General features: G+C 65.1%; 20 protein-coding genes. 10 read left to right on the forward strand and 10 right to left on the reverse strand.

Annotated features, from left to right (window positions below; all coding sequences use genetic code 11):
• Positions 1 to 14: 14 nt before the first annotated feature.
• The 3 genes from ACSMEV_RS08720 to ACSMEV_RS08730 all read right to left on the reverse strand — a co-directional run bounded on the left by ACSMEV_RS08720 (position 15) and on the right by ACSMEV_RS08730 (position 4,907).
• Positions 15 to 827 (reverse strand): putative RNA methyltransferase, encoded by an 813-nt coding sequence (locus ACSMEV_RS08720; RefSeq protein ID WP_459208052.1) that lies wholly within the window; start codon positions 825 to 827, stop codon positions 15 to 17.
• The gene (dapE, locus tag ACSMEV_RS08725) at positions 827 to 1,978 is read right to left on the reverse strand and encodes a succinyl-diaminopimelate desuccinylase (protein ID WP_459208053.1); all 1,152 of its coding nucleotides are present in this window, start codon (positions 1,976 to 1,978) and stop codon (positions 827 to 829) included. Before dapE ends, ACSMEV_RS08720 begins: the two co-directional genes overlap by 1 nt.
• Positions 1,979 to 2,333: 355 nt before the next feature.
• On the reverse strand, positions 2,334 to 4,907 hold the full coding sequence (locus tag ACSMEV_RS08730; RefSeq protein ID WP_459208054.1) for a glycosyltransferase: 2,574 nt from the start codon (positions 4,905 to 4,907) through the stop codon (positions 2,334 to 2,336).
• A gap of 256 nt (positions 4,908 to 5,163) precedes the next feature.
• Between ACSMEV_RS08730 and tcdA the strand changes: the two genes are divergently transcribed.
• Complete coding sequence (gene tcdA, locus ACSMEV_RS08735) at positions 5,164 to 5,979, forward strand: tRNA cyclic N6-threonylcarbamoyladenosine(37) synthase TcdA (RefSeq protein WP_459208055.1); 816 nt, start codon at positions 5,164 to 5,166, stop codon at positions 5,977 to 5,979.
• A gap of 6 nt (positions 5,980 to 5,985) precedes the next feature.
• Here the strand turns inward: tcdA and ACSMEV_RS08740 are convergent, their stop codons facing one another.
• From ACSMEV_RS08740 to ACSMEV_RS08755, 4 genes are all read right to left on the reverse strand, one after another.
• Positions 5,986 to 6,411 (reverse strand): SufE family protein, encoded by a 426-nt coding sequence (locus tag ACSMEV_RS08740; protein ID WP_459208056.1) that lies wholly within the window; start codon positions 6,409 to 6,411, stop codon positions 5,986 to 5,988.
• Positions 6,408 to 7,613: a cysteine desulfurase gene (locus ACSMEV_RS08745; RefSeq protein WP_459208057.1), complete on the reverse strand. Its 1,206-nt coding sequence runs from the start codon at positions 7,611 to 7,613 to the stop codon at positions 6,408 to 6,410. The genes ACSMEV_RS08740 and ACSMEV_RS08745 overlap by 4 nt, the downstream gene beginning before the upstream one ends.
• 76 nt (positions 7,614 to 7,689) lie before the next feature.
• Positions 7,690 to 8,724, reverse strand: a complete 1,035-nt coding sequence (gene dapD, locus ACSMEV_RS08750; protein ID WP_459208058.1) for a 2,3,4,5-tetrahydropyridine-2,6-dicarboxylate N-succinyltransferase — start codon at positions 8,722 to 8,724, stop codon at positions 7,690 to 7,692.
• A 40-nt stretch (positions 8,725 to 8,764) separates the two neighbouring features.
• Positions 8,765 to 9,112: an ArsC family reductase gene (locus ACSMEV_RS08755; protein WP_459208059.1), complete on the reverse strand. Its 348-nt coding sequence runs from the start codon at positions 9,110 to 9,112 to the stop codon at positions 8,765 to 8,767.
• 406 nt (positions 9,113 to 9,518) lie between these two features.
• Here ACSMEV_RS08755 and ACSMEV_RS08760 point away from each other — a divergent pair, with 406 nt between their 5' ends.
• Complete coding sequence (locus tag ACSMEV_RS08760) at positions 9,519 to 11,171, forward strand: Na+/H+ antiporter (RefSeq protein WP_459208060.1); 1,653 nt, start codon at positions 9,519 to 9,521, stop codon at positions 11,169 to 11,171.
• Positions 11,172 to 11,280: 109 nt separating this feature from the next.
• Here ACSMEV_RS08760 and dapC read toward each other — a convergent pair whose 3' ends face one another.
• From dapC to map, 3 genes are read right to left on the reverse strand one after another with little or no spacing between them, the layout of a single operon-like run.
• Positions 11,281 to 12,471 carry a succinyldiaminopimelate transaminase gene (gene dapC / locus ACSMEV_RS08765; protein ID WP_459208061.1) on the reverse strand — a complete coding sequence of 397 codons (1,191 nt, stop codon included), beginning with the start codon at positions 12,469 to 12,471 and terminating at the stop codon, positions 11,281 to 11,283.
• Between the two features lie 34 nt (positions 12,472 to 12,505).
• On the reverse strand, positions 12,506 to 15,208 hold the full coding sequence (locus ACSMEV_RS08770; protein ID WP_459208062.1) for a [protein-PII] uridylyltransferase: 2,703 nt from the start codon (positions 15,206 to 15,208) through the stop codon (positions 12,506 to 12,508).
• A 39-nt stretch (positions 15,209 to 15,247) separates the two neighbouring features.
• Positions 15,248 to 16,030 (reverse strand): type I methionyl aminopeptidase, encoded by a 783-nt coding sequence (gene map, locus ACSMEV_RS08775; RefSeq protein WP_459208063.1) that lies wholly within the window; start codon positions 16,028 to 16,030, stop codon positions 15,248 to 15,250.
• A 338-nt stretch (positions 16,031 to 16,368) separates the two neighbouring features.
• On the opposite strand from map, the gene rpsB reads away from it, so the two are divergent.
• From rpsB to rseP, 8 genes are all read left to right on the forward strand, one after another.
• Positions 16,369 to 17,106, forward strand: a complete 738-nt coding sequence (gene rpsB / locus ACSMEV_RS08780; RefSeq protein WP_296264893.1) for a 30S ribosomal protein S2 — start codon at positions 16,369 to 16,371, stop codon at positions 17,104 to 17,106.
• A 185-nt stretch (positions 17,107 to 17,291) separates the two neighbouring features.
• Positions 17,292 to 18,155, forward strand: a complete 864-nt coding sequence (gene tsf / locus ACSMEV_RS08785; protein WP_296264894.1) for a translation elongation factor Ts — start codon at positions 17,292 to 17,294, stop codon at positions 18,153 to 18,155.
• A 176-nt stretch (positions 18,156 to 18,331) separates the two neighbouring features.
• A complete protein-coding gene (pyrH, locus tag ACSMEV_RS08790) occupies positions 18,332 to 19,075 on the forward strand; it encodes a UMP kinase (RefSeq protein WP_296264896.1) in 744 nt (247 codons plus the stop codon).
• Positions 19,072 to 19,629 carry a ribosome recycling factor gene (gene frr / locus ACSMEV_RS08795; protein ID WP_413046458.1) on the forward strand — a complete coding sequence of 186 codons (558 nt, stop codon included), beginning with the start codon at positions 19,072 to 19,074 and terminating at the stop codon, positions 19,627 to 19,629. Before pyrH ends, frr begins: the two co-directional genes overlap by 4 nt.
• Before the next feature lie 15 nt (positions 19,630 to 19,644).
• Positions 19,645 to 20,400, forward strand: a complete 756-nt coding sequence (gene uppS / locus ACSMEV_RS08800; protein WP_313741389.1) for a polyprenyl diphosphate synthase — start codon at positions 19,645 to 19,647, stop codon at positions 20,398 to 20,400.
• Positions 20,400 to 21,215, forward strand: coding sequence for a phosphatidate cytidylyltransferase (locus ACSMEV_RS08805; protein ID WP_459208064.1), 816 nt, complete (start codon positions 20,400 to 20,402; stop codon positions 21,213 to 21,215). Before uppS ends, ACSMEV_RS08805 begins: the two co-directional genes overlap by 1 nt.
• Complete coding sequence (gene ispC, locus ACSMEV_RS08810; protein WP_459208065.1) at positions 21,212 to 22,402, forward strand: 1-deoxy-D-xylulose-5-phosphate reductoisomerase; 1,191 nt, start codon at positions 21,212 to 21,214, stop codon at positions 22,400 to 22,402. The genes ACSMEV_RS08805 and ispC overlap by 4 nt, the downstream gene beginning before the upstream one ends.
• Positions 22,403 to 22,440: 38 nt before the next feature.
• Entirely contained in the window at positions 22,441 to 23,793 is a 1,353-nt protein-coding gene (rseP, locus tag ACSMEV_RS08815; RefSeq protein WP_459208066.1) for an RIP metalloprotease RseP, read from the forward strand.
• Positions 23,794 to 23,841: the final 48 nt, after the last annotated feature.

Here is a 23,841-nt window from a genome sequence, read left to right on the forward strand (position 1 = left end):
GGCTCCGGTTGTACTCAGGCTTGGCGCACGAAATAGTCATAACGCATGGAAACCGTGACCTCGAACGGTGCGGTCTGTTCGATCACGCGCGTGCGGCGCTCGGCGCTGGCGCGCCAGCCGTGCGGGGTCATGGCCAGCAGGTCGGCACGGGCCTTGGCCTCGCTCAGGCGCAGACGCCATTGCAGCACTTCGCTGTGCGCGTGGCGCATGCCGTCGGGGACCAGCGCCAGGTGCTTGTCGTCGGCATAGGGGCGCACCTCGTCGTAGAGCGCCTCGCGCAGCTCCATCAGGTGCCCCTCGGTAGGGCCGACCCGCATCAGACCGCCGCCCGGCGCCAGCAGGCGCTTGGCCTCGGCCCAGTCGAGCGGGCTGAAGACGCTGGCGATGAACTGGCAACTGGCATCGGCCAGCGGCACGCGCGCCATGCTCGCGACCAGCCAGGTCAGCCGTGGATCGCGGCGGCAGGCACGTTTGACCGCTTCGCGGGAGATGTCCAGCGCATAGCCGTCGGCCGTCGGCAGCGCCTGGCCGATGCGGGCGGTGTAATAGCCTTCGCCGCAACCGATGTCCAGCCAGGTGCCGGGCGCGCGCTCCTGGGCCAGTTGCGCCAGGCGCTCGGCCACCGGCGCGTAATGCCCGGCGTCGAGAAAGTCGCGGCGGGCCTCGACCATGGCCTGGTTGTCGCCCGGATCGCGGCTGTTCTTGTGCTGCACCGGCAGCAGGTTCAGGTAGCCCTGACGGGCGCGGTCGAAACGGTGCCCGGCGGGGCAGACGACACCGTTGTCGAGGCGGCTCAGCGGGCCTTGGCAAAGCGGGCAGGTGAGCATCAGGCGAGCAACCGTACCAGGGTCTGGTAGTAGATTTCGGTCAGCAGGTCGAGGTCGCTGGCCAGGATGCGTTCGTCGACCTGGTGGATGGTGGCGTTGACCGGCCCGAGTTCCACCACCTGGGTGCCCATGGTGGCGATGAAGCGCCCGTCGGAGGTGCCGCCGCTGGTGGACGGCTGGGTCTTGCGGTCGGTGACCTGCTGGATGCTGGCGGCGACCGCGTCGAGCAGCTCGCCCGGTTCGGTGAGGAACGGCAGGCCCGACAAGGCCCAGTCGATCGACCAGTCAAGCTGGTGACGGTCGAGGATCGCGGCCACCCGCTGCTGCAAGCCTTCGACGGTGGACTCGGTGGAGAAGCGGAAATTGAACAGCGCCGTCAGCTCGCCCGGCACCACATTGGTGGCCCCAGTGCCGGCATTGAGGTTGGAGATCTGGAAGCTGGTCGGCGGGAAGAAGGCGTTGCCTTCGTCCCAATGCTCGCCGGCCAGTTCCGCCAGCGCCGCGGCAGCCAGGTGGATGGGGTTGCGCGCCAGGTGCGGGTAGGCCACATGGCCTTGCTTGCCGCGCACGGTGAGGGTCGCGCCGAGCGAGCCGCGACGGCCGTTCTTGACCACATCGCCCAGTAGATGGGTGCTCGAGGGTTCGCCGACGATGCACCAGTCGAGCCGTTCGTTGCGCGCCTTGAGGCGCTCGACCACCGCTTTGGTGCCGTGATGGGCCGGGCCTTCTTCATCGCTGGTGATGAGGAAAGCGACCTTGCCGCGGTGGTCGGGGTAATCGCGCACGAAGCGCTCGCTGGCGACCACCATCGAAGCCAGGCTGCCCTTCATGTCGGCGGCGCCGCGACCGCAGAGCATGCCGTCGGCGTCGATCAGCGCGTCGAACGGCTCGTGCTGCCACTGCTGCACGGGGCCGGTGGGCACCACGTCGGTGTGGCCGGCGAAGCACAGCACCGGGCCGTCCTGGGTGCCGTGGGTGGCCCAGAAGTTGTCGACGTCTTCGATGCGCATCGGCTCCAGCGCGAAGCCCACCGCGCCCAGACGCTGCATCATCTGCGCCTGGCAGTCGGCATCGACCGGGGTGACCGAAGGGCGGCGAATCAGGTCGCACGCCAGTTGAAGGGTGGGTGAGCGCTCGGCTGAGGCCGTCATGAAGAACTCCGGGCAAGGCAAGGCAAAAACGGGGGCGTTATCTTATAGCAATATGCGTGTCCATGCGCCTGTCTGGTCATTGTAGGGTCAGGTTTGGTGCTCCCATTGGGGCCGCGTTGCGGCCCATCGCGGCTAATCGGAGCGCCGAACCGGCCGCTCCTACAGAGACCGTGGCGGTCCGTAAGGCTTGGCTGCCACCCTAGGATGTCCCATGGCCCGTGTGGGAGCGGCTTCAGCCGCGATGGGCGGCGCTGCCGCCCCATCCCAGGCACCGCCAAACACCTGACGGAAACCGACCGTAGCCTTGGCAGCGCTGCGCAGTCCGTAACAGCCAATCGAACCGGTCCGTTCCGTTCTACACAGGCTCGGCAGGCTTTGGCCGCGACGATAGCAGCGCCATCACCAGCGCCGCCAGGTAGGGCAGCGACTGCACCAGCAGCATCGCCACCCAGAAACGCATGTCCGAACTGGGCAGGCCCTGGACCAAGTAGATGCCCCCGGCGGCGCCCCATAGCAGCAACATGATGAACACCTCTTCCCGCGCCTCCGACAACGCCTTGAAGAAGCCATGGCTGTCGGCATGCTTGGGCGTGCGGATGAACGGCATGCTGCTGGTGAAGAAACCGTACAGCACCGCCTTGGCGATGGTGTGCGACAGCGCGAGCCCCGCCAGCGCCGCTGCGAAGGCGTCGCGCAGGTCGACGCCTACCGCACGGCGGTAGAGGAACACGATCTTGCCGACCTTGAAGAAGAACAGTGCCAGCGGCGGAATGGCGAAGATCATCAGCGGCGGATCGACCCGGTGCGGCACGATGATCATCGCCGCCGACCACAGCAGCGCGCCGACGGTGAAGAAGATGTTCATGCCATCGGCCACCCACGGCAGCCAGCCGGCCAGGAAGTGGTAGCGCTGGCCGCGGGTCAGCTCGCTGCCCTTGCCGCGCAGCAGGGCGCCGGCGTGGTGCTTGATGATCTGGATGGCGCCGTAGGCCCAGCGGAAGCGCTGCTTTTTGAAGTCGATGAAGGTGTCGGGCATCAGGCCCTTGCCGTAGCTGTTGTGGGCGTAGGCCGCCGACAGCCCTTTCTCGAACACCCGCAGGCCCAGTTCGGCATCTTCGCAGATGCACCAGTCGGCCCAGCCCAGCTCGTCGAGCACCGCGCGCCGGGTCATGGTCATGGTGCCGTGCTGGATGATCGCGTCGCGGTCGTTGCGGGTGACCATGCCGATGTGGAAGAAGCCTTTGTATTCGCTGTAGCAGAGCTTCTTGAACGCGCTTTCGTGCTGGTCGCGATAGTCCTGCGGCGATTGCACCACGGCGATCTTCGGATCGGCGAAGTGCGGCACCATGTGCTTGAGCCAGTTGCGGTCGACGCAGTAGTCCGAGTCGATCACCGCGATCACTTCGGCATCGGGTGCGGTATGCGGCAGCAGGTAGTTCAGCGCGCCGCCCTTGAAGCCCGCCAGCGGCGCGACGTGGAAGAAGCGGAAGCGCTCGCCCAGGGCCTCGCAGTGGGCCTTGAGCGGCTCCCACACGGCCGGGTCCTTGGTGTTGTTGTCGATCACCAGCACTTCGAAGTCGGGATAGTCCAGTGCGGCCAGGGCGTCGAGGGTCTGCTTCACCATCTCCGGTGGTTCGTTGTAGCAGGGCACGTGCACCGACACCTTGGGCCGGTAGGGCGAGTCGCCCTCGACCGGTAGGAATTCGCGGCGCCGCTTGTGCGTCCAGACCGCCTCGGCCAGCTCGTGCGCCTCGGTCAGCAAGACGATGAACACGCCCAGCGCGCCCAGCGCCAGCAGCACCCCCACCGAAAGGCTGAACCAGGTGCTGTATTGCTGGCTGTAGTCATAGGCGATCCACACCAGCACCGAGCCGCACAGGAAGGTGATGAAGGTCAGGAAAGTGCGGCCGCGCTGGCGCAGGGACGAGCCGTCGATCAGCAGCACGGCCAGGGCGATCATCGCCAGCACCACCGACGCGACCGCCAGGGCACGCCATTGCGGAATCGCCACCACCGGCCCTTCGAAATTGAATTTCTGCTGCCGCGCGGCGTTGAACACGCCCCAGTAGGCGCCCACCGAACCTTCGTCGCTGGCCTTCCACGGCTGGTCGTAGGCCTCGATGACGAAGTAGTTGTAGCCCTGGCGGTTGAGGGTGTTGACCAGGGTGCGCAGGTAGATGGCCTGGTCGGCCTGGGTGGCATCGGCGCCGCCGCGCATGCGGCCGTTGCTCGGCCAGCCGACCTCCGACAGCAGCAGCGGCTTGCGTGGAAATTGCTGCTTGAGTTCTCGCGCGCGCTCCAGCACGAAGGCGATGGAGTCGCGCATCGGAACGAACTCCCAATACGGCAGGATGTGCGCGGCGATCAGGTCGACGTGCTTGGCCAGTTCCGGGTGCTCCTTCCAGATGTGCCACTGCTCGCTGGTGGTGACCGGCACCTTGACCGCGGCGCGAACCCGGTCCAGGTACTGGATCAGGCCTTCGGGCGTGACCTCCTCGCGAAACAGCGCTTCGTTGCCGACCACCACGCGCACCACGCTGCGGCTGGTGTTGGCCAGCTCGATGGCGGTGGCGATCTCGCGCTCGTTGCGCTCCAGGTCGGGGCTGATCCAGATGCCGACGGTGACCCGCAGGCCCAAATCTTCGGCCAGGCGCGGAATGCGGGCCTGGGTGCCCTCGACGGTGTAGATGCGGATGCTGTCGGTGAGCTTGCTCATCTGCTCGAGGTCTTGGCGCATCTCCTCGTCGGTCGGGTATTGCCCGCGCTGCGGGCTTTCCCCGAGGCGAAACGGCGAATAGGAAAAGCCGGAAATCTGCTCGGGCCAGGCCGGCGCCGACACCGGGCGGTTGATCAGCGCCCAGAAACCGGTGAACAGGGCGGCGATGGCCAGGACCACCACCAGGTTGAGGCCGAGTTTGCGTGAAGACATAGGGGTGCGTCGGTTCCGATGAAGCGGGGTCAGGTCAGTGACCGGCTGGGTGCAAGGACTGCGGACAGGCGCGAGGCCGTTCTTGAAGAAGTAGCCGGGATCCCGCTTTGTTGTCGTCCATTTCTGATTCTTCAGAGGGCATTAAAGCAGGGTTCTGCGTGTCTTTCCTAACCCGATACGGCCGACGGCGCCTGCGGCGGGTGTCGGTCGACCCGCGCGTGGCCTATACTGCGCGCCGTTTTTTCGGAGGTGAGTCATGAGCACAGAAGATCCGCGCTTCGCCGGAGTTGCCCGCTTGTATGGCGATCAGGGGCTGGAGCGCCTGCGCCAGGCCCATGTCGGCGTGGTCGGTATCGGCGGCGTGGGCTCCTGGGTGGCCGAGGCGCTGGTGCGCAGTGGCGTGGGCGAGATCAGCCTGTTCGACCTCGACGACGTCTGCGTCAGCAACACCAACCGCCAGGCCCATGCCCTGACCGGGCAGGTGGGCCGGGCCAAGGTCGAGGCCACCGCTGAGCGCCTGCGCGCCATCAATCCCGAGTGCGTGGTGCACGCGGTGGCCGACTTCGTCACCCGCGAAACCATGGCCGAATACATCACCGAGGGGATGGACTGCGTGGTCGACTGCATCGACAGCGTGATGGCCAAGGCCGCTTTGATCGCCTGGTGCCGGCGGCGCAAGATCGCCGTGGTCACCACCGGGGGCGCCGGCGGGCAGATCGACCCGACCCGGGTGCAGGTGGGCGACCTCAACAAGACCTTCAACGACCCTCTGGCCTCGCGTGTGCGCTCGACCTTGCGCCGTGACTACAACTTCTCGCGCAACGTCAGCCGCAACTACGGCGTGCCTTGCGTGTTCTCCAGCGAGCAACTGCGCTACCCCAAGGGCGACGGCAGCGTGTGCCTGCAAAAGAGCTTCGTCGGCGAGGGCGTGCGCCTGGACTGCTCCGGCGGGTTCGGCGCGGTGATGATGGTCACCGCGACCTTCGGCATGGTGGCGGCGAGCAAGGCGGTGGAAAAGCTGGTGGCCGGCGCGCGGCGGCCGGCGGAGCGAGCAGGGCAGGTGGCGCAATAGCGGGCGCTACGCTTCGGCCAGCAACTCGCCCATCCGCACCAGTACCGCATGCAGCCCATTGCTGCGCGAGGGCGACAATTGCCGCTCAAGGCCGAGCTGAGTGAACCAGCCACGCACATCGAGCACAGCCAACGCGGCGCCGTCCAAGCCTTCCACGCGGACCAAGAGCAATGCCAGCAAGCCGCGCAGCAGGCGGGCGTCGCTGGTCGCCTTGAAATGCCAGCGAGCGCCGTCGCATCCGGCGCCGCTGCGCTGCACCACCAACCACACTTGGCTCTCACAGCCATGTACCCGGTTGGCCTCGGTCTTCTCGGCCTCGGCCATGGGCGCCAGGCGCTCGCCCCACTGCATCAGCAGACGTGCCCGCTGCTCCCAGCCTTGCGCTGCGGCAAAGCTGTCCAATGCGGTTTGCGCATCGTTCGGCAGGCTCATCGCAGCAACTCCAGACCCTGATCCAGCGCGTCGAAGAAGCGCCGTATGTCATCGCTGTCGTTGTACAACGCCAGCGATACCCGTATCGCACCGTTGAGCCCCAGCCGGGCGAACAGCGGCATGGCGCAGTGGTGTCCGGCGCGCACGGCGATGCCTTGTTCGGTCAATACGTGGGCGATGTCGGCGTTGTGCACGCCTTCGACCACGAAACTGGCCAGCGCCGTTTGTGGCGCGCCCAGTATGCGGATGCCCTGACGTTCGCTCAGGCCATGCAACAACTGCTGGTGCAAACGCGCCTCGTGCAGGGCCACCGCATCGCCATCCAAGCCGGCCAGATAGTCCAGGCTCGCGCCCAGGCCGATCACCCCGGCGATCGGCGGCGTACCGGCTTCCAGACCGAGAGGCGCGTGGCGAAAGCTCGCCTCGTGGTAGTCAGCCAGATGCACCATCTCACCGCCGAACTGCCAGTGCCGCACATGCGCCAAGGCCTGGGCACGGCCGTACAGCACACCGACGCCGTCGGGACCGTAGAGCTTGTGGCTCGACAGCACATAGAAGTCGCAGCCCAATTGCTGCACATCGTGCCGGCCATGCACCACACCCTGGGCGCCATCGACTACGCTCAGCGCGCCTTGCGCCCTGGCATGGGCCAGCAGCGGCGCCAGGGGCTGCCAGGTGCCGAGCACGTTGGACAGTTGGCTGATGGCGACCAGCCGCGTACGCGGCCCGATCAACTGCAGGGCAGCATCTACCTCGATCAAGCCTTGTTCGTCGATCGGCAGGACCACCAGGCGCAGACCGCGCCGTTGCGCCAGTTGCTGCCAGGGCAGCAGGTTGGCGTGGTGCTCCAGGGCGCTGACGGCGATTTCGTCGCCCGCCTGGAAGCCATGTTCCAGGCCATAGGCGAGCAGGTTCAGCGCCGAGGTGGCGCCGTGGGTGAAGACGATCTGCTGGGGGCTGGCGGCATTGAGCCAGGTCGCGACCTTCTCGCGGCTGCGCTCGAACGCTTCGGTGGCCAGCGCACCTGGCAGATGCTGGGCGCGGTGCACGTTGGCGGCGCCATGGCCGTAGTAGTGCGCCAAGGCGTCGAGCAACGCTTGCGGCTTCTGACTGGTGGCTGCGCTGTCGAGATAGGTCTGCTGCTGGGCTTGCAGGGCGGCGATGGCCGGAAAATCGGCGCGCCACGGGGAGGGCTGGAACATGATCGCGGGGCCTGGAAAGAAAACGGGGCCGGCAATGGGCCGGCCCCGAATCTTAGCACTTCGAACCGCGAGGTTCTCAGTTGTGCGCGTGCAGCGCCTCGTTCAGCTCGATGGCCGACTGATGGGTCTTGCACTCGACCGCGCCGGATACCGAGTTGCGGCGGAACAGCAGGTCGGTCTTGCCGGCCAGGTCGCGCGCCTTGACCTCTTTGACCAGCTGGTTCTGTCCGTCGAGCAGCTGCACCTTGGTGCCGGCGGTGATGTACAGGCCCGCTTCCACGGTATTGCGGTCGCCCAGCGGAATACCGATACCGGCGTTGGCGCCGATCAGGCAGCCCTCGCCCACGGTGATGACGATGTTGCCGCCGCCCGACAGGGTGCCCATGGTCGAGCAGCCGCCGCCCAGGTCCGAGCCCTTGCCGACGAACACACCGGCCGAGACGCGACCTTCGATCATGCCCGGGCCTTCGGTACCGGCGTTAAAGTTGACGAAGCCTTCGTGCATGATCGTCGTGCCTTCGCCGATGTAGGCGCCCAGGCGCACGCGGGCGGTGTCGGCGATACGCACGCCGGCCGGGACCACGTAGTCGGTCATCTTCGGGAACTTGTCGACCGAGAACACTTCCAGCAGCTCGCCCTTGAGGCGCGCTTCGAGTTGACGCTCGGCCAGTTCGCCGAGGTCGATCACGCCCTGGCTGGTCCAGGCCACGTTCGGCAGCAGCGGGAAGATGCCGGCCAGCGACACGCCATGGGGTTTAACCAGACGGTGCGAGAGCAGGTGCAGCTTGAGGTAGGCCTCGGGCGTGGAAGTCAGCGCGCCATCTTCGGCCAGCAGGGTGGCGACCAGCGGCTTATGGCTCTCGGCCAGGCGGGTCAGCAGGGCGCCTTGCACGGCATCGACCGGCTTGACCGCTTCGGCCAGCTGCGCGGCCTGGGCGTTGCTGAAAGTGATGGCCTGGTTGCCGCCTTCATAGCCGAGGATCGGCGCGATGGCGGCGACCAGTTCGGCGCTGGGGTTGAGCAAAGGTTGCGCGTAGAAGACTTCCAGCCAGTTTTCCTGACGGTTCTGGGTGCCGACCCCGAAGGCCAGGCTGAACAGGGTAGTGGACATGGGATTACCTCATGCAAATGGGGAATGAGACGGCTGGCGTTCAGGCCAGCGCGGCGGCGTAGGTCTCAGGCTTGAAGCCCACCAGCGTGCGCTCGCCCAGGTCGAGGACCGGACGCTTGATCATCGACGGTTGGGCGAGCATCAGCTCGATGGCCTTGGCCTGGTCGAGGTCGGCCTTGCTGGCTTCATCGAGCTTGCGGAAGGTGGTGCCGGCGCGGTTGAGCACGACTTGCCAGCCGTGCTCGTCGCACCAGCGGCTCAGGCGTTCACGGTCGATGCCTTGGGTCTTGTAGTCATGGAACTGGTAGTCGAGCGACTGTTGCTCCAGCCAGCTGCGCGCTTTTTTCATGGTGTCGCAGGCTTTGATGCCGTAGAGGGTGTAGGCCATTGAATGCTGAGGGCAGTGCCGGTCGGGCCAGCGCTTGCCCGCGATCTCCGGAAAAAATTGATGGGCGATTATGCGGCAATGGGTCGGCGAGCGCCACGGGGAGGGGAACCGAACCCCTGTAGCAGGCCTCTACCCCGTTCGACCCGTTCGACCCGTTCGACCCGTTCGACCCGTTCGACCCGTTCGACCCGTTCGACCCGTTCGACCCGTTCGACCCGTTCGACCCGTTCGCGCGGTGCGGCCGACGCCTGCGCCTGCCTGCCTTCGACAAAGGTGCAACGGTATCCAGCCCGCTGCTGGCGCTAGGCTTGCGAGCGCAGGATGCCCATATCGGTCGGCCAGCCGTCCTGCGCAGGCCGATCTGCCGTCGTTCTTTCTCCATTACCGCACAAAGGAACCCCGTCCCATGCAGTCCGCCTATACCGTCCTCATCCTGCTGACGCTGGTGAGCCTGTCGAAACTGCTCGGACGCATGATCCCGTTACCGGTGCCGCTGCCGCTCCTGCAGATCGCTGCCGGGGCGCTGCTGGCCTGGCCTACGCTGGGCCTGCACGTGACGTTGAACCCCGAGCTGTTCCTGTTCCTGTTCCTGCCGCCCCTGCTGTTCGTCGATGGTTGGCGCATGCCCAAGCGCGAATTGTGGCGCCTGCGCGGGCCGGTGGTGGCCTTGGCGGTGGGGCTGGTGCTGTTCACCGTGGTGGGCGCGGGTTACTTCATCCACTGGCTGTTGCCCAGCATTCCCTTGCCGGTGGCCTTCGCGCTGGCGGCCATCTTGTCGCCCACCGATGCCGTCGCGGTCTCGGCCATCACTCAGAATCGTTTGCCCACGCCCTTGATGCACATGCTGCAGGGCGAGGCGCTGCTCAACGACGCCTCGGGCCTGGTGACCTTCAAATTCGCCTTGGCGGCCGCCATCACCGGTGCTTTTTCCCTGGCCGAAGCCAGCGTCACCTTCATGCTGGTGGCGCTGGGCGGCCTGGCCGTGGGCGTGGCCTTGAGCTGGCTGGTGGGCAGGCTGCGCATGTGGATGATCGCCCGCGGCTGGGATGACCCGGCCACCCATGTGGTGTTCATGCTCTTGCTGCCGTTCGCCGCCTATGTGCTGGCCGAGCGCCTGGGCGCGTCGGGGATTCTTTCGGCGGTGGCTGCCGGCATGATGCAGAGCTGGCTCGACCTGCTGCCGCGCCAGACCAGTACGCGCCTGCTCAACCGCAGTGTGTGGTCGTTGCTGGAGTTTGCCTTCAACGGGCTGATCTTTCTGCTGCTCGGCCTGCAACTGCCCGACATCGTCAAGGCGGTGGCCAGCCACGAACCGTCGTTGTGGCCGACCTTGGCCTATCGCTGCCTGGACGTGCTGGCGATCTTTATCGTGTTGATCGTGCTGCGCTTCGTCTGGGTGCAGAGCATCTGGCGCGCCATCGGTGCCTGGCGGCGCTGGCGTGGCAAGTCTGCCCTGGTGCTGTTGCCCAGCGCCCGTTCCTGCTGGTTGCTGACCCTGGGCGGCGTACGCGGTGCGGTGACCCTGGCCGGTGTAATGTCGGTGCCGCTGTTGATCGGCGCGGGCCAGGCCTTTCCCGAGCGCGACCTGCTGATCTTCATCGCCGCCGGGGTGATCCTGCTGTCGCTGGTCGGCGCCTGTATCGCCCTGCCGCTATTGCTGCGCGGGGTGGACAAGAGCCCGGACGAGCGCCGGCAAAAAGAGGTGCAAGACACCTGGCGGCGCACTGCCGAAGCGGCCATCCATGCCTTGGAGGCACAGGATGTGGTCGATGACGATGCGCCGCAGGACGCCACCCAGGCGACTATGGCCGTGGAACTCAAGGCACGTCTGATGGCCGAGTATCGCGCCGAGCTGGACCGCTTCGAAGACACCGCCGAGGCCCGCGCGGTCGCGCAGCAGATGGACGCCCTGGAGCGCCGCCTGCGCCTGCACGCCTTGCGCGCCCAGCGTCTGGAACTCTACAAGCTGCTGCGGCAGCGGCAGATCGGCGACGAAGTGGTGCGGCAGATATTGGGGGAGCTGGACTTGAGCGAGGCCAATCTGGGCTCGGGCAAGTAGGGGTGGGCGCCATAAGGGCCGTAGAGTGGCGCTGCTCCCGACGACGTGCCCCACCGTTGAAGCGTGACCATTGGCGCCGTTCCGTAGCCCCAATGGTCAGTGGCGTGCCTTACGCGAGGAACCGACGGATGCGTTGCGCCGCCTCGATGCACTCGGCCAGTGGCGCGACCAGCGCCATGCGCACGCGCCCAGCCCCTGGATTGACGCCATCGACCTCACGCGACAGGTACGAACCCGGCACCACCGTCACATGCTCGGCCACGAACAGGTCGCGGGTGAATTCGGCATCGCAACCCGGCACCTTGGCCCACAGGTAGAAGCTGCCATCGGGACGCTGCACATCCATCACCGGTTGCAGGATCTCCAGCACCGCATCGTACTTGGCCCGGTATTGGTCACGGTTGGCGCGTACGTGGGCTTCGTCCTGCCAGGCAGCGATGCTGGCCAACTGGGTTTGCACGGGCATGGCGCAGCCGTGGTAGGTGCGGTACAGCAGGAACGGCTTGATGATCTCGGCGTCGCCGGCCACGAAGCCCGAGCGCAGCCCCGGCAGGTTGGAGCGCTTGGACAGGCTGTGGAACACCACGCAGCGCTTGAAGTCGCTGCGCCCAAGCTCGGCGCAGGCGCTGAGCAGGCCCGGCGGCGGCGCGTCTTCGTCGAAGTACAGTTCGCTGTAGCATTCGTCGGCGGCGATCACGAAGTCGTATTCATCGGCCAGGGCGATCAGCTTCTTCAGCGTTTCCAGCGGCACCAGCGCCCCGGTCGGGTTGCCAGGCGAGCACAGGAAGAGAATCTGGCAGCGCTGCCAGACGTCGGCCGGTACGGCGTCGAAGTCCGGGTTGAAGCCGTTGTCCTCCAGGCAGGGCAGGTAGTGCGGGGTCGCCCCGGCGAGCAGGGCCGCGCCTTCGTAGATCTGGTAGAACGGGTTCGGGCTGACCACCAGGCCATCGGCCTCGCGGTCCACCACGGCCTGGGTGAAGGCGAACAGCGCCTCGCGGGTGCCGTTGACCGGCAGGATGTGGCGGTCGGCCTGCAACCAGCCGGCCGGTACGCCGAAGCGCCGTTCGCACCACTGGCCGATGGCCTCGCGCAGCGCAGGCAGGCCGAGGGTGCTGGGGTAGACGGCGAGCTTGTCCAGATTGTCGCTCATGGCCTGGGCCACGAAGGCCGGCGAGGTGTGCTTGGGCTCGCCGATCGACAGCGCGATGGCGCGCTTGTCGGCGGCGGGGGCGACGCTGCCCAGCAGGGCGCGCAGTTTCTCGAACGGGTAGGGCTGCAACTGGGTCAAGGCAGGATTCATTGGCACAAGGTCTCGGCAAAGGTCTCGGCGGGCATTAGATGTTCACGCGGGTCGGGCTGGCCTCGGCGGCCTGGCCTGCCTGCAACTGCTGGACGATCGCCTCCTGCAAGCGCAGGCACAGTTGCGCGTCGGACAGCGGCTGGTTGTGGGCGTCGGTGACGAAGAACACGTCTTCGACCCGTTCGCCCAGGGTGGCGATCTTGGCGTTCTGCAGCGACAGGTCGAACTCCAGGAAGATCCGGCCCAACCGGGCCAGCAGGCCAGGGCGGTCGGGGGCGATGATCTCGAGGATGGTCACCGGTCGCTGCGCGTCGTTGTGGATGGTCACCTGCGGCGCGAAGGTGAAGTGCTTGAGCTGGCGCGGCACGCGACGCTGGATGATGGTCGGGTAGTCTTCCGGGTGGCGCAAGGCTTCGCTCAGACCGTCGCGGATCTGCCGCACGCGCTGCGGGTTGTCGCCGATCGAGCCGCCGTCGTTGTCCAGCACGATGTAGGTGTCGAGAGTGAACTGGCTGCTGGAGGTAATGATCCGCGCGTCGTGGATGTTGAGGTTGAGCTGGGCCATGGCCGCCACCGTCACGGCGAAGAAGTCGTGCTGGTCGGGCGCATAGATGAAGATCTGCGTGCCGCCTTCGAATTCGCGTTGGGTGGTTTCCTTGATCAATACCAGCGGGCCGCCGTCGGCCGGTTGCCGGAGGATCGCGTCGGTGTGCCAGGCCACGTCCGCGGCGGTATGGCGCAGGAAGTAGTCGTCGCCCAATTGCGACCAGAGCTGCTCGACGTCGTCGGGGTCGGTGCCTTGGCGGATCAGGGCGTCGAGGGCGGCGCCCTGGGTCTGGCGGATCAGCTCTTCGCGGTCCAGCGGGTTTTCCAGGCCGCGGCGCAGGGCGCGCTTGGTCTCGTTGTAGAGCTGGCGCAGCAGGCTGGCCCGCCAGGAGTTCCACAGGTTGGGGTTGGTCGCATTGATGTCGGCCACGGTCAGTACGTAGAGGTAGTCCAGGCGCGTTTCGTCACCCACCAGCAGGGCGAAGTCGTTTATCACCTGCGGGTCGGACAAATCCTTGCGCTGGGCGGTGGTGGACATCATCAGGTGGTTCTGCACCAGCCAGACGATCAACCGGGTGTCCCAGGTCGGCAAATGATGGCGCTCGCCAAAGGCCTGGGCATCGATCGCGCCCAGGTCGGAGTGGTCACCCTGGCGGCCTTTGCCGATGTCGTGGTACAGCCCGGCCAGGTAGATCAGCTCGGGTTTGGGCAGGCGTCCCATCAGTTCGCTGGCCAGCGGGAATTTCTCCGACACTGGCGTATAGCGCAGCTTGCGCAGGTGTTTGATCAGGTTGAGCGTGTGCGCGTCGACCGTATAGATGTGGAACAGGTCGTGCTGCATCTGCCCGACGATGAAACCGAATTCGGGCAGATAGCGGCCGAGGATGCCGTAACGGTTCATGCGCCGCAGGTTGCGGTGGATGCCCGTTTCGCACTTGAACAGTTCGATGAACAGGCTGGTGTTGCGCAGGTCGCTACGGAAATCGTCGTCGATCAGGTGGCGGTGCTCGCGCAGCAGGCGCACGGTGTCGGCGCGTACGCCCTTGATGTCCGGGTGCTGGGCCATGAGCACGAAGATTTCCAGCATGGCGAACGGCGTGCGTTCGAAGACCTTGGCGTGGGCCGCCTCGATGTAGCCGTCGTGCAAGCGGAAGCGCGCATTCAGGGGCTGGGTGGTGCCGCTGTCGTCATCGGCGAGGATGACTTCCTCGAAATGCTGGATGATCAGGTCGCACAGCTGGCTGATGCTCATCACCACCCGGTAGTACTGCTGCATGAACTGCTCGATGGCGCGCTTGGGGTTCTCGTCGGTGTAGCCCAGCAAGGTCGCCACGCTGCGCTGGTGGTCGAACAGCAGACGGTCTTCGGCGCGCCCTGCGAGCATGTGCAGGGCATAGCGCACCTTCCACAGGAACGCCTGGGAGGAGGCCAGCACCGCGTTCTCGCTCTCCAGCAGGAAGCCTTCGCCGGCCAGGGCGTGCAGGTTGAGCGTGCCGTATTGGCGGCGGGCCACCCACAGCACGGTCTGGATGTCGCGCAGACCGCCGGGCGAGCCTTTGACGTTGGGCTCGAGGTTGTATTCGGTGTCGTTGTACTTGTGGTGGCGCGCTTGCAGTTCGGCGCGCTTGGCCAGGAAGAACGCCTTGCTCGGCCACAGGTGCTCGGTGCCGGTGGCCTCGAGCATGCGCTTGCGCAGGGGTTCGGGGCCGGCGATGGTGCGGCTTTCCATCAGGTTGGTGATGACCGTCAGGTCCGCCGACGCCTGCTCGGCGCATTCCTCGATGCTGCGCACGCTCTGCCCGACTTCCAGGCCGATGTCCCAGAGCAGGGTGAGCAGACGCTCGATGGGGTCGCGATACTGCTCGTGGCGGGCGCCGTCGAGCAAGATCAGCAGGTCGATGTCCGAGTGCGGGTGCAGCTCGCCACGGCCGTAGCCGCCGACCGCCACCAGGGCGATGCCGGACGGATCGCCCCAGTCGAACTGGCTCCAGGCCTGCTGCAGGATGTTGTCGACCAACCACGCGCGATCCTCGATCAGGCGGCGGATGTCACGGCCTTCGCCAAAGCGCTTGTCGAGCACCTCGCCGGCTTGACGCATGGCTTTCTTGAACGCGGCGATGGGGCTCGCCTTGAGCGCCAGTTCCGCCTGGAACTGGCCGCGGTCGAACAGCTCTGGGTCCACCTGGGGCATCGGGTCGCTTTCCTGTGCTGAATGTAGGCCTGGTCGGGCTCAGGCGGAGGTGCGGGCGATGGTGTCGTCCTTGCGCAAGGTGAAGATCTCGTAGCCGGTGGCGGTCACCACCAGGGTGTGCTCCCACTGCGCCGAGAGCTTGCGGTCCTTGGTGATGGCGGTCCAGCCGTCGCCCAGCACCTTGGTCTCTGCCTTGCCCTGGTTGATCATCGGCTCGATGGTGAAGGTCATGCCTTCTTTGAGCTCCATGCCGGTGCCGGCCTTGCCGTAGTGGACGATCTGCGGCTCTTCGTGGAACACCTTGCCGATGCCATGGCCGCAGAAGTCGCGGACCACCGAGAAACCGTTCTTTTCAGCGTGCTTCTGAATCACTTCGCCGATGTCGCCCAGGCGGCAGCCCGGCTTGACCAGCTCGATGGCCTTGTACAGGCATTCCTGGGTGACCGCCGACAGGCGTTCGGCCCAGGCTGCGACGGTGCCGACGTGGAACATGCGGCTGGTGTCGCCGTGGTAGCCGTCCTTGATCACGGTGACGTCGATGTTGAGGGTGTCGCCGTTCTTCAAGGGCTTGTCGTTGGGAATGCCGTGGCACACCACATGGTTGATCGAGGTGCAGACCGACTTGGGGTAGCCCTTGTAGTTCAGCGGCGCGGGGATGGCCTGCTGCACGTTGACGATGTAGTCGTGGCACAGGCGGTTGAGTTCCTCGGTCGTCACCCCGGGCTTGACGTGGGGTTCGATCATTTCCAGCACGTCGGCGGCCAGGCGGCCGGCCACGCGCATCTTCTCGATCTCTTCGGCAGTCTTGATGGTTACGGTCATTGCAGGCTCTCTACGGCGCAGGCTAGGCGCGGGCAAACGGGAAACGCGAAATTCTACCAGAGCCTCGGCGCGCTGGCCGGGCCAATCGGTGAATCCCATGGCGATGGCGGGCATTCTGAGCGCAATGGCCGGGCGCTGCAAAAAAGGCTGACGGGCGCATCGGCCGCAGTTCCGTTTCTGCCAGGCCTGTGGTATAACATGCGCCGCTTTCGGGGACCCCTGAAAGCTCAAACCCACACACGTGTCGACACGATGGCCTGGGTGCCCCGGATCCACTGGATTCGCGGGTTGGTCATTGGGATGCGTGGAGGCCCAACCCGACTTACCAAGGAACTATCATGTCCCAAGTCAACATGCGCGATATGCTGAAGGCCGGTGTGCACTTCGGCCACCAGACCCGTTACTGGAACCCGAAAATGGGCAAGTACATTTTCGGCGCGCGCAACAAGATCCACATCATCAACCTGGAAAAAACCCTGCCGATGTTCAACGACGCTCTGGCGTTCGTAGAGCGTCTGTCCCAGGGCAAGAACAAGATCATGTTCGTCGGCACCAAGCGTTCGGCCGGCAAACTGGTTGCCGAGCAAGCTGCTCGTTGCGGTTCGCCTTACGTTGATCACCGTTGGTTGGGCGGCATGCTCACCAACTACAAGACCATCCGTGCCTCGATCAAGCGCCTGCGCGACCTGGAAACTCAGGCCGAAGACGGTACCTTCACCAAGCTGACCAAGAAAGAAGCGCTGATGCGTTCGCGCGATCTGGAAAAGCTGGACCGCAGCCTGGGTGGTATCAAGGACATGGGCGGCCTGCCTGACGCACTGTTCGTCATCGACGTCGATCACGAGCGCATCGCGATCACCGAAGCCAACAAACTGGGCATCCCAGTTATCGGCATCGTCGATACCAACAGCAGCCCTGAAGGTGTTGACTACATCATCCCAGGTAACGATGACGCCATCCGCGCCATCGAGCTGTACATGACTTCGATGGCTGACGCCGTCATCCGCGGTCGCAACAACGTTGCCGGCGGCACCGAAGTCTATGTTGAAGAAGCGGCTGCACCTGCTGCCGAGTAAGTGACGCCTAGCGTCTGACTTGGCACGCGAAAAGGGGGCTTTGCCCCCTTTTTGCCACCTTGAAATCCTGCTGTCGGCAACAGGCTCCCATCATGGGTGTGCTGAACCCGACAGCGGATCAGCAGAATTGAACGCCCGTGACGAGCGGGTGGAATGGTTGAAAAACTTTCCAAGAGGATTTTGAAATGGCAGCAATTACTGCAGCGTTGGTCAAAGAACTGCGCGAGCGTACCGGCGAAGGCATGATGGATTGCAAGAAGGCCCTGGAAAAGGCTGACGGCGACATCGAAAAAGCCATTGATGACATGCGTGCTTCCGGCGCCATCAAGGCCGCCAAGAAAGCTGGCAACGTCGCCGCTGAAGGCGCCATCGCCATCAAGGCCGACGACAAGTCCGCCGTCCTGCTGGAAGTGAACTCGCAGACCGACTTCCTGGCGCTGCAAGACGACTTCAAGACTTTCGTCGCTGAAAGCGTTGAACAAGCGTTCAACGAGAAGCTGACCGACGCCGCGCCGCTGATCGCTGCTCGCGAAGCTGCCCGTGAAGCGCTGGTCGCCAAAGTCGGTGAGAACGTCAACATCCGTCGCCTGGTACGTGTTGAAGGCGACGTCGTAGGTGCCTACCTGCACGGCAACAAAATCGGTGTTGCAGTGGTTCTGAAGGGTGGCGACGTACAGCTGGCCAAAGAAATCGCCATGCACGTCGCGGCTTCCAACCCTGAGTTCCTGGATTCGTCGGAAATCTCCGCCGAAGCCATCGAGCGCGAAAAAGCGGTCTTCCTGCAGCTAAACGCTGACAAGATCGCCGGCAAGCCGGAAAACATCGTCGAAAACATGATCAACGGCCGTATCACCAAGTTCAAGGCCGAAGCTTCGCTCAAAGAGCAGGCGTTCGTCATGAACCCGGAAGTCAAGGTCGGCGAGCTGGCCAAGAAAGCCGGTGCTGAAATCGTTTCCTTCACCTACTTCAAGGTCGGCGAAGGCATCGAGAAGCCAGTCGACAACTTCGCCGAAGAAGTTGCCGCACAACTGGCTGCCGCCAAGCAGTAAGACGGACTCGTCTGTCGCCCCCAAGAGGCTGCCCGCTCACGCGCGCAGCCTCTTTGTCAAAGCGGGCAGGGGTTTATCAGGCCCCGCTCCGCTGGCGCCCAAACGGCGCCGCGCTACAGTAAGCAGGCCGGCAACGGCCGCATGAATTCTAGAAAACGCCGCAGGAGAGACACGCAATGGCTCAGCAGGTGAGTGGTCGCCAACCTCGCTATAAACGCATTTTGCTCAAACTTAGCGGCGAAGCCCTGATGGGCTCCGAAGACTTCGGCATCGACCCCAAGGTGCTCGATCGCATGGCCCTGGAAGTGGGCCAGCTGGTCGGCATCGGTGTGCAGGTCGGTCTGGTGATCGGCGGTGGCAACCTGTTCCGTGGTGCGGCCCTGAGCGCGGCCGGCATGGACCGCGTCACCGGTGACCACATGGGCATGCTCGCCACGGTCATGAACGCCCTGGCCATGCGCGACGCCCTGGAGCGTTCGAACATCACCGCACTGGTCATGTCGGCCATTTCCATGACCGGTGTCACCGATCATTACGATCGCCGAAAAGCAATTCGTCACCTCCAATCCGGGGATGTGGTAATTTTCTCCGCCGGTACCGGCAACCCGTTCTTCACCACCGATTCCGCAGCCTGCCTGCGTGGCATCGAAGTCGATGCAGATGTGGTGCTGAAGGCGACCAAGGTCGACGGCGTCTACACCGCCGATCCGTTCAAGGACCCGCACGCCGAGAAGTTCGATTACCTCACGTACGACGAAGTGCTGGATCGCAAGCTCGGTGTCATGGACCTGACCGCCATCTGCCTGTGCCGCGACCACAAGATGCCATTGCGCGTTTTCAACATGAACAAGCCCGGCTCCCTGCTCAACATAGTGGTGGGTGGCGCCGAAGGCACCTTGATCGAGGAAAGCCAAGCATGATCAACGATATCAAGAAAGACGCTCAGGACCGCATGAGCAAGTCCCTCGAGGCGCTGGGTCGCAACCTGGCGGCCATCCGTACCGGCCGCGCCCACCCAAGCATCCTGGACACCGTCAAGGTCACGGCCTGGGGCAGCGAAATGCCGCTCAACCAAGTGGCCGCGATCTCCGTCGAGGACGCCCGCACGCTGAAGATCGTCGCCCACGACAAGAACCTCAGCGCCGCCATCGAGAAGGCCATCCTGACCTCCGACCTGGGCCTGAACCCGAGCAGCGCCGGCACCACCATCCGTGTGCCGATGCCAGCGCTCACCGAAGAGACCCGAAAGGGTTACACCAAGCAGGCACGCGGCGTCGCCGAAGACGCCAAGGTCGCCGTGCGCAACGTGCGTCGCGATGCCCTGGCCGACCTGAAGAAGCTGTCCAAGGACAAGGCGATCAGCGAGGACGAAGAGCGCCGCGCCGCTGACGAGCTGCAGAAGCTGACCGACAAGTTCGTCGGTGAAGTGGACAAGACCCTGGAAGCCAAGGAAAAGGACCTGATGGCCGTCTAAGGCCGAGGCTCTTTCATGGAAAAGACCAAGCTGGCGGCACCGGGTCCGGTGCCGCGTCATGTCGCGATCATCATGGACGGCAACAACCGCTGGGCGAAGAAACGCCTGTTGCCTGGCGTCGCCGGGCACAAGGCCGGCGTCGATGCGGTGCGTGCGGTGATCGAAGTGTGTGCCGAAGCCAAGGTCGAAGTGCTGACCCTGTTCGCCTTTTCCAGTGAAAACTGGCAAAGGCCGGCAGACGAGGTCGGTGCCTTGATGGAGCTGTTCTTCTCGGCCCTGCGCCGTGAGGCGCGGCGGCTCAACGAAAATCAGATCTGCCTGCGCATCATCGGTGATCGCTCCCGTTTTCATCCCGAGCTGCAGGCAGCCATGCGCGAGGCCGAAGCGCTGACCGCGGGCAACAATCGCTTCATCCTGCAGGTCGCCGCGAACTACGGCGGCCAGTGGGACATCGCCCAGGCTGCCCAACGCCTGGCGCGCGAAGTGCAGGCTGGTCATCTGCAGCCCGAGGACATCACACCCGGCCTGTTGCAGACCTGCCTGGCTACCGGCGATCAACCGCTGCCCGACCTGTGCATCCGCACCGGTGGCGAGCATCGCATCAGCAATTTCCTGTTGTGGCAGTTGGCCTACGCCGAGCTGTATTTCTCCGACCTGTTCTGGCCGGACTTCAAACACGAGGCCATGCGCAGCGCGCTGGCCGATTTCGCTTCGCGCCAGCGCCGCTTCGGGAAGACCAGCGAGCAGGTCGAAGCTGGAGCCCGCGCCTAATGCTCAAACAACGCATCATTACTGCATTGATCATGCTGCCAGTCGCCTTGTGCGGCTTTTTCCTGTTGCAGGGCTCGGCGTTCGCGCTGTTCATCGGCCTGGTGGTCACGGTAGGCGCCTGGGAATGGGCGCGTCTGGCGGGCCTGGTGGCGCAACCGTTGCGCCTGGCCTATGCAGCGGTGGTCGCTGGGGCGCTGATGCTGCTCTACCTCATGCAGGAGCTCGCGCCCTGGGTACTGGGCGCCTCGGTCATCTGGTGGGGGCTGGCCACCTGGCTGGTGCTGACCTATCCGCGCAGCAGCGAGCTGTGGTCCAGTGCCGCCTGCCGTTTGCTGATCGGCCTGTTGGTCCTGCTGCCGGCCTGGCAGGGTTTGCTGTTGCTCAAGCACTGGCCGCAAGGTAATGGCTTGATCCTGATGGTGATGCTGTTGGTCTGGTCCGCGGACATCGGTGCGTACTTCTCGGGCAGGGCTTTCGGCAAGTGCAAGCTGGCGCCTCAGGTCAGCCCTGGCAAGAGCTGGGAAGGGGTGTATGGCGGTCTCGCGGTGAGTTTGTTGATCACCCTGGGCGTGGCGCTGTACCGCGATTGGAGCCTGGGCAGCCTGCTGCTCGGCCTGCTGGGCGCCGCCGTGGTGGTGATGGCCTCGGTGATCGGCGATCTGACCGAAAGCATGTTCAAGCGCCGCGAAGGCATCAAGGACAGCAGCAACCTGTTGCCGGGCCATGGCGGCGTACTCGACCGCATCGACAGCCTCACCGCAGCGGTACCGATGTTCGCCGTGCTGTTGTGGGCCGCCGAATGGGGTGTGATGTGAGTCGTGCGCAACGGATCAGCGTGTTGGGTGCCACCGGCTCCATCGGCCTGAGCACCCTGGACGTCATCGCCCGCCACCCCGAGCAGTATCAGGTATTCGGCCTCAGTGGCCATACCCGCATCGACGAGCTGCTCGCTTTGTGTCTGCGCCATCGTCCTGCCTACGCTGCGGTGCCGGGCGCCGAGGCGGCCGCGACGCTGCGCGCAGGTCTGCGGGCTGCGGGCTGCGTTACCGAAGTGCTCGAAGGCGAACAAGGGCTTGCCCATATCGCCAGCGCGGCCGAAGTGGATGCGGTGATGGCCGCCATCGTCGGCGCCGCCGGGCTCAAGCCGACGCTTGCGGCCGTCGAAGCCGGCAAGAAAGTGCTGCTGGCCAACAAGGAGGCGCTGGTCATGTCCGGCGCTCTGTTCATGGACGCGGTGCGTCGTAGCGGTGCCGTTCTGCTGCCGATCGACAGCGAGCACAATGCGATCTTCCAGTGCCTGCCGGGCGACTATGCGCGTGGCTTGCAAGCGGTGGGGGTACGGCGGATTCTGCTGACCGCCTCGGGCGGGCCGTTCCGCGAAACGCCCTTGGCGCAGCTCGCCGAGGTCACGCCGGCACAGGCTTGCGCCCACCCCAACTGGTCGATGGGGCGCAAGATTTCGGTCGATTCGGCCAGCATGATGAACAAAGGGCTGGAGCTGATCGAGGCCTGCTGGCTGTTCGACGCGGCGCCGGCCAAGGTCGAAGTGGTGGTGCACCCACAAAGCGTCATCCACTCGTTGGTGGACTATGTGGACGGTTCGGTGCTGGCCCAACTGGGCAACCCGGACATGCGTACGCCCATCGCCAATGCCTTGGCCTGGCCGCAACGTATCGATTCGGGGGTGGCGCCGCTGGACCTGTTCGCCATCGCCCGGTTGGACTTCCAGGCCCCCGACGAACAGCGCTTCCCTTGTCTGCGCATCGCCCGCGAAGCGGCCGAGGCCGGCCGGAGCGCGCCTGCGGTGCTCAATGCGGCCAATGAAGTGGCAGTGGATGCCTTCCTGGTCGGCCGTATCCGCTTCCCGGAAATCGCCAGCCTGATCGAACGCGTGCTGCAGCAAGAGCCTGTGGTCGCGCTGACGTCGCTCGATGCCGTGTTCGCCGTCGATGAGCGGGCCCGCGCACTGGCGCAGGAATGGCTGACGCGCCATGGTCGTTAACTCCATCGTTTCGCGCTGAACCTCTTGCGGAGAAGCCTATGTCTGCGCTTTACATGATTGTCGGCACCTTGGTGGCCTTGGGCGTGCTGGTCACCTTCCACGAGTTCGGCCATTTCTGGGTGGCGCGTCGTTGCGGGGTCAAGGTGCTGCGGTTCTCCGTAGGCTTCGGCACGCCTCTGGTGCGCTGGCATGATCGCCACGGCACCGAGTTCGTGGTGGCGGCGATTCCGTTGGGCGGTTACGTGAAAATGCTCGATGAGCGTGAGGGCGACGTCCCGGTCGGCCTGGAGGCGCAGTCGTTCAATCGCAAGCCGGTGCTGCAGCGCATCGCCATCGTCGCCGCCGGGCCGATCGCCAACTTCCTGTTGGCGATCGCGTTCTTCTGGGGCGTGGCCATGCTCGGCAGCCAGCAGGTACGTCCGGTGATCGGCGCCGTCGAGTCCGGTAGCCTGGCAGCGCAGGCCGGCTTGAAGGCAGGCGAGGAAATCGTCTCCATCGATGGCAAACCGACCGATGGTTGGTCGGCGGTCAACCTGCAACTGGTACGACGGCTGGGCGAAAGCGGAACGCTGCGCCTGGGTGTGCGCGAGGAGGGCGCGAGCGTCGAACAGCCGCGCGAGGTCAAGCTCGATCGGTGGCTCAAGGGCGCCGAAGAGCCAGACCCGATCCAGTCGCTGGGCCTGCGTCCGTGGCGGCCGAGCGTGGTGCCCGTGCTCGCCCAACTCGACCCGAAAGGCCCGGCCGCCGCTGCAGGGTTGAAGACCGGCGATCGCCTGGTGGCGCTCGACGGCGTCGCCTTGAGCGACTGGCAGCAGGTGGTGGATGCCGTGCGCAGCCGTGCCGATACCCAGGTCCAGGTGCGCATCGAACGCGACGGTGCGCTCGTGGACCTGCCGGTGGCCCTGGCCAAGCGCGGCGAAGGTGCCGCCGCCGGGGGCTACCTGGGGGCGGGCGTGAAAGGCGGTGAATGGCCAGCCCACATGCTGCGCGAGGTCCGTTACGGGCCGCTCGAAGGCTTGGCCGAGGGCTTGTCGCGTACCTGGAACATGAGCGTCCTGACCCTCGAATCCTTGAAGAAAATGTTGTTCGGGGAGCTCTCGGTAAAAAACTTGAGCGGACCGATAACCATTGCTAAAGTGGCGGGCGCTTCAGCCCAGTCGGGCTTGGGAGATTTTTTGAACTTCCTGGCCTACCTGAGCATAAGCCTAGGGGTTCTGAACCTGCTGCCCATTCCGGTACTGGATGGGGGGCATTTGCTGTTCTACCTGATCGAATGGGTGCGTGGTCGCCCGCTGCCGGATCGGGTGCAAGGTTGGGGGATTCAGATCGGTATCAGTTTGGTCATCGGCGTCATGTTGCTCGCCCTGGTCAACGATCTGAGTCGACTTTAACGATCAAGCTCAATTGCAGACCTGCCGCCTCATCGCGGCGGGTCGTTT

Source organism: Pseudomonas sp. MLB6B (assembly GCF_054508135.1).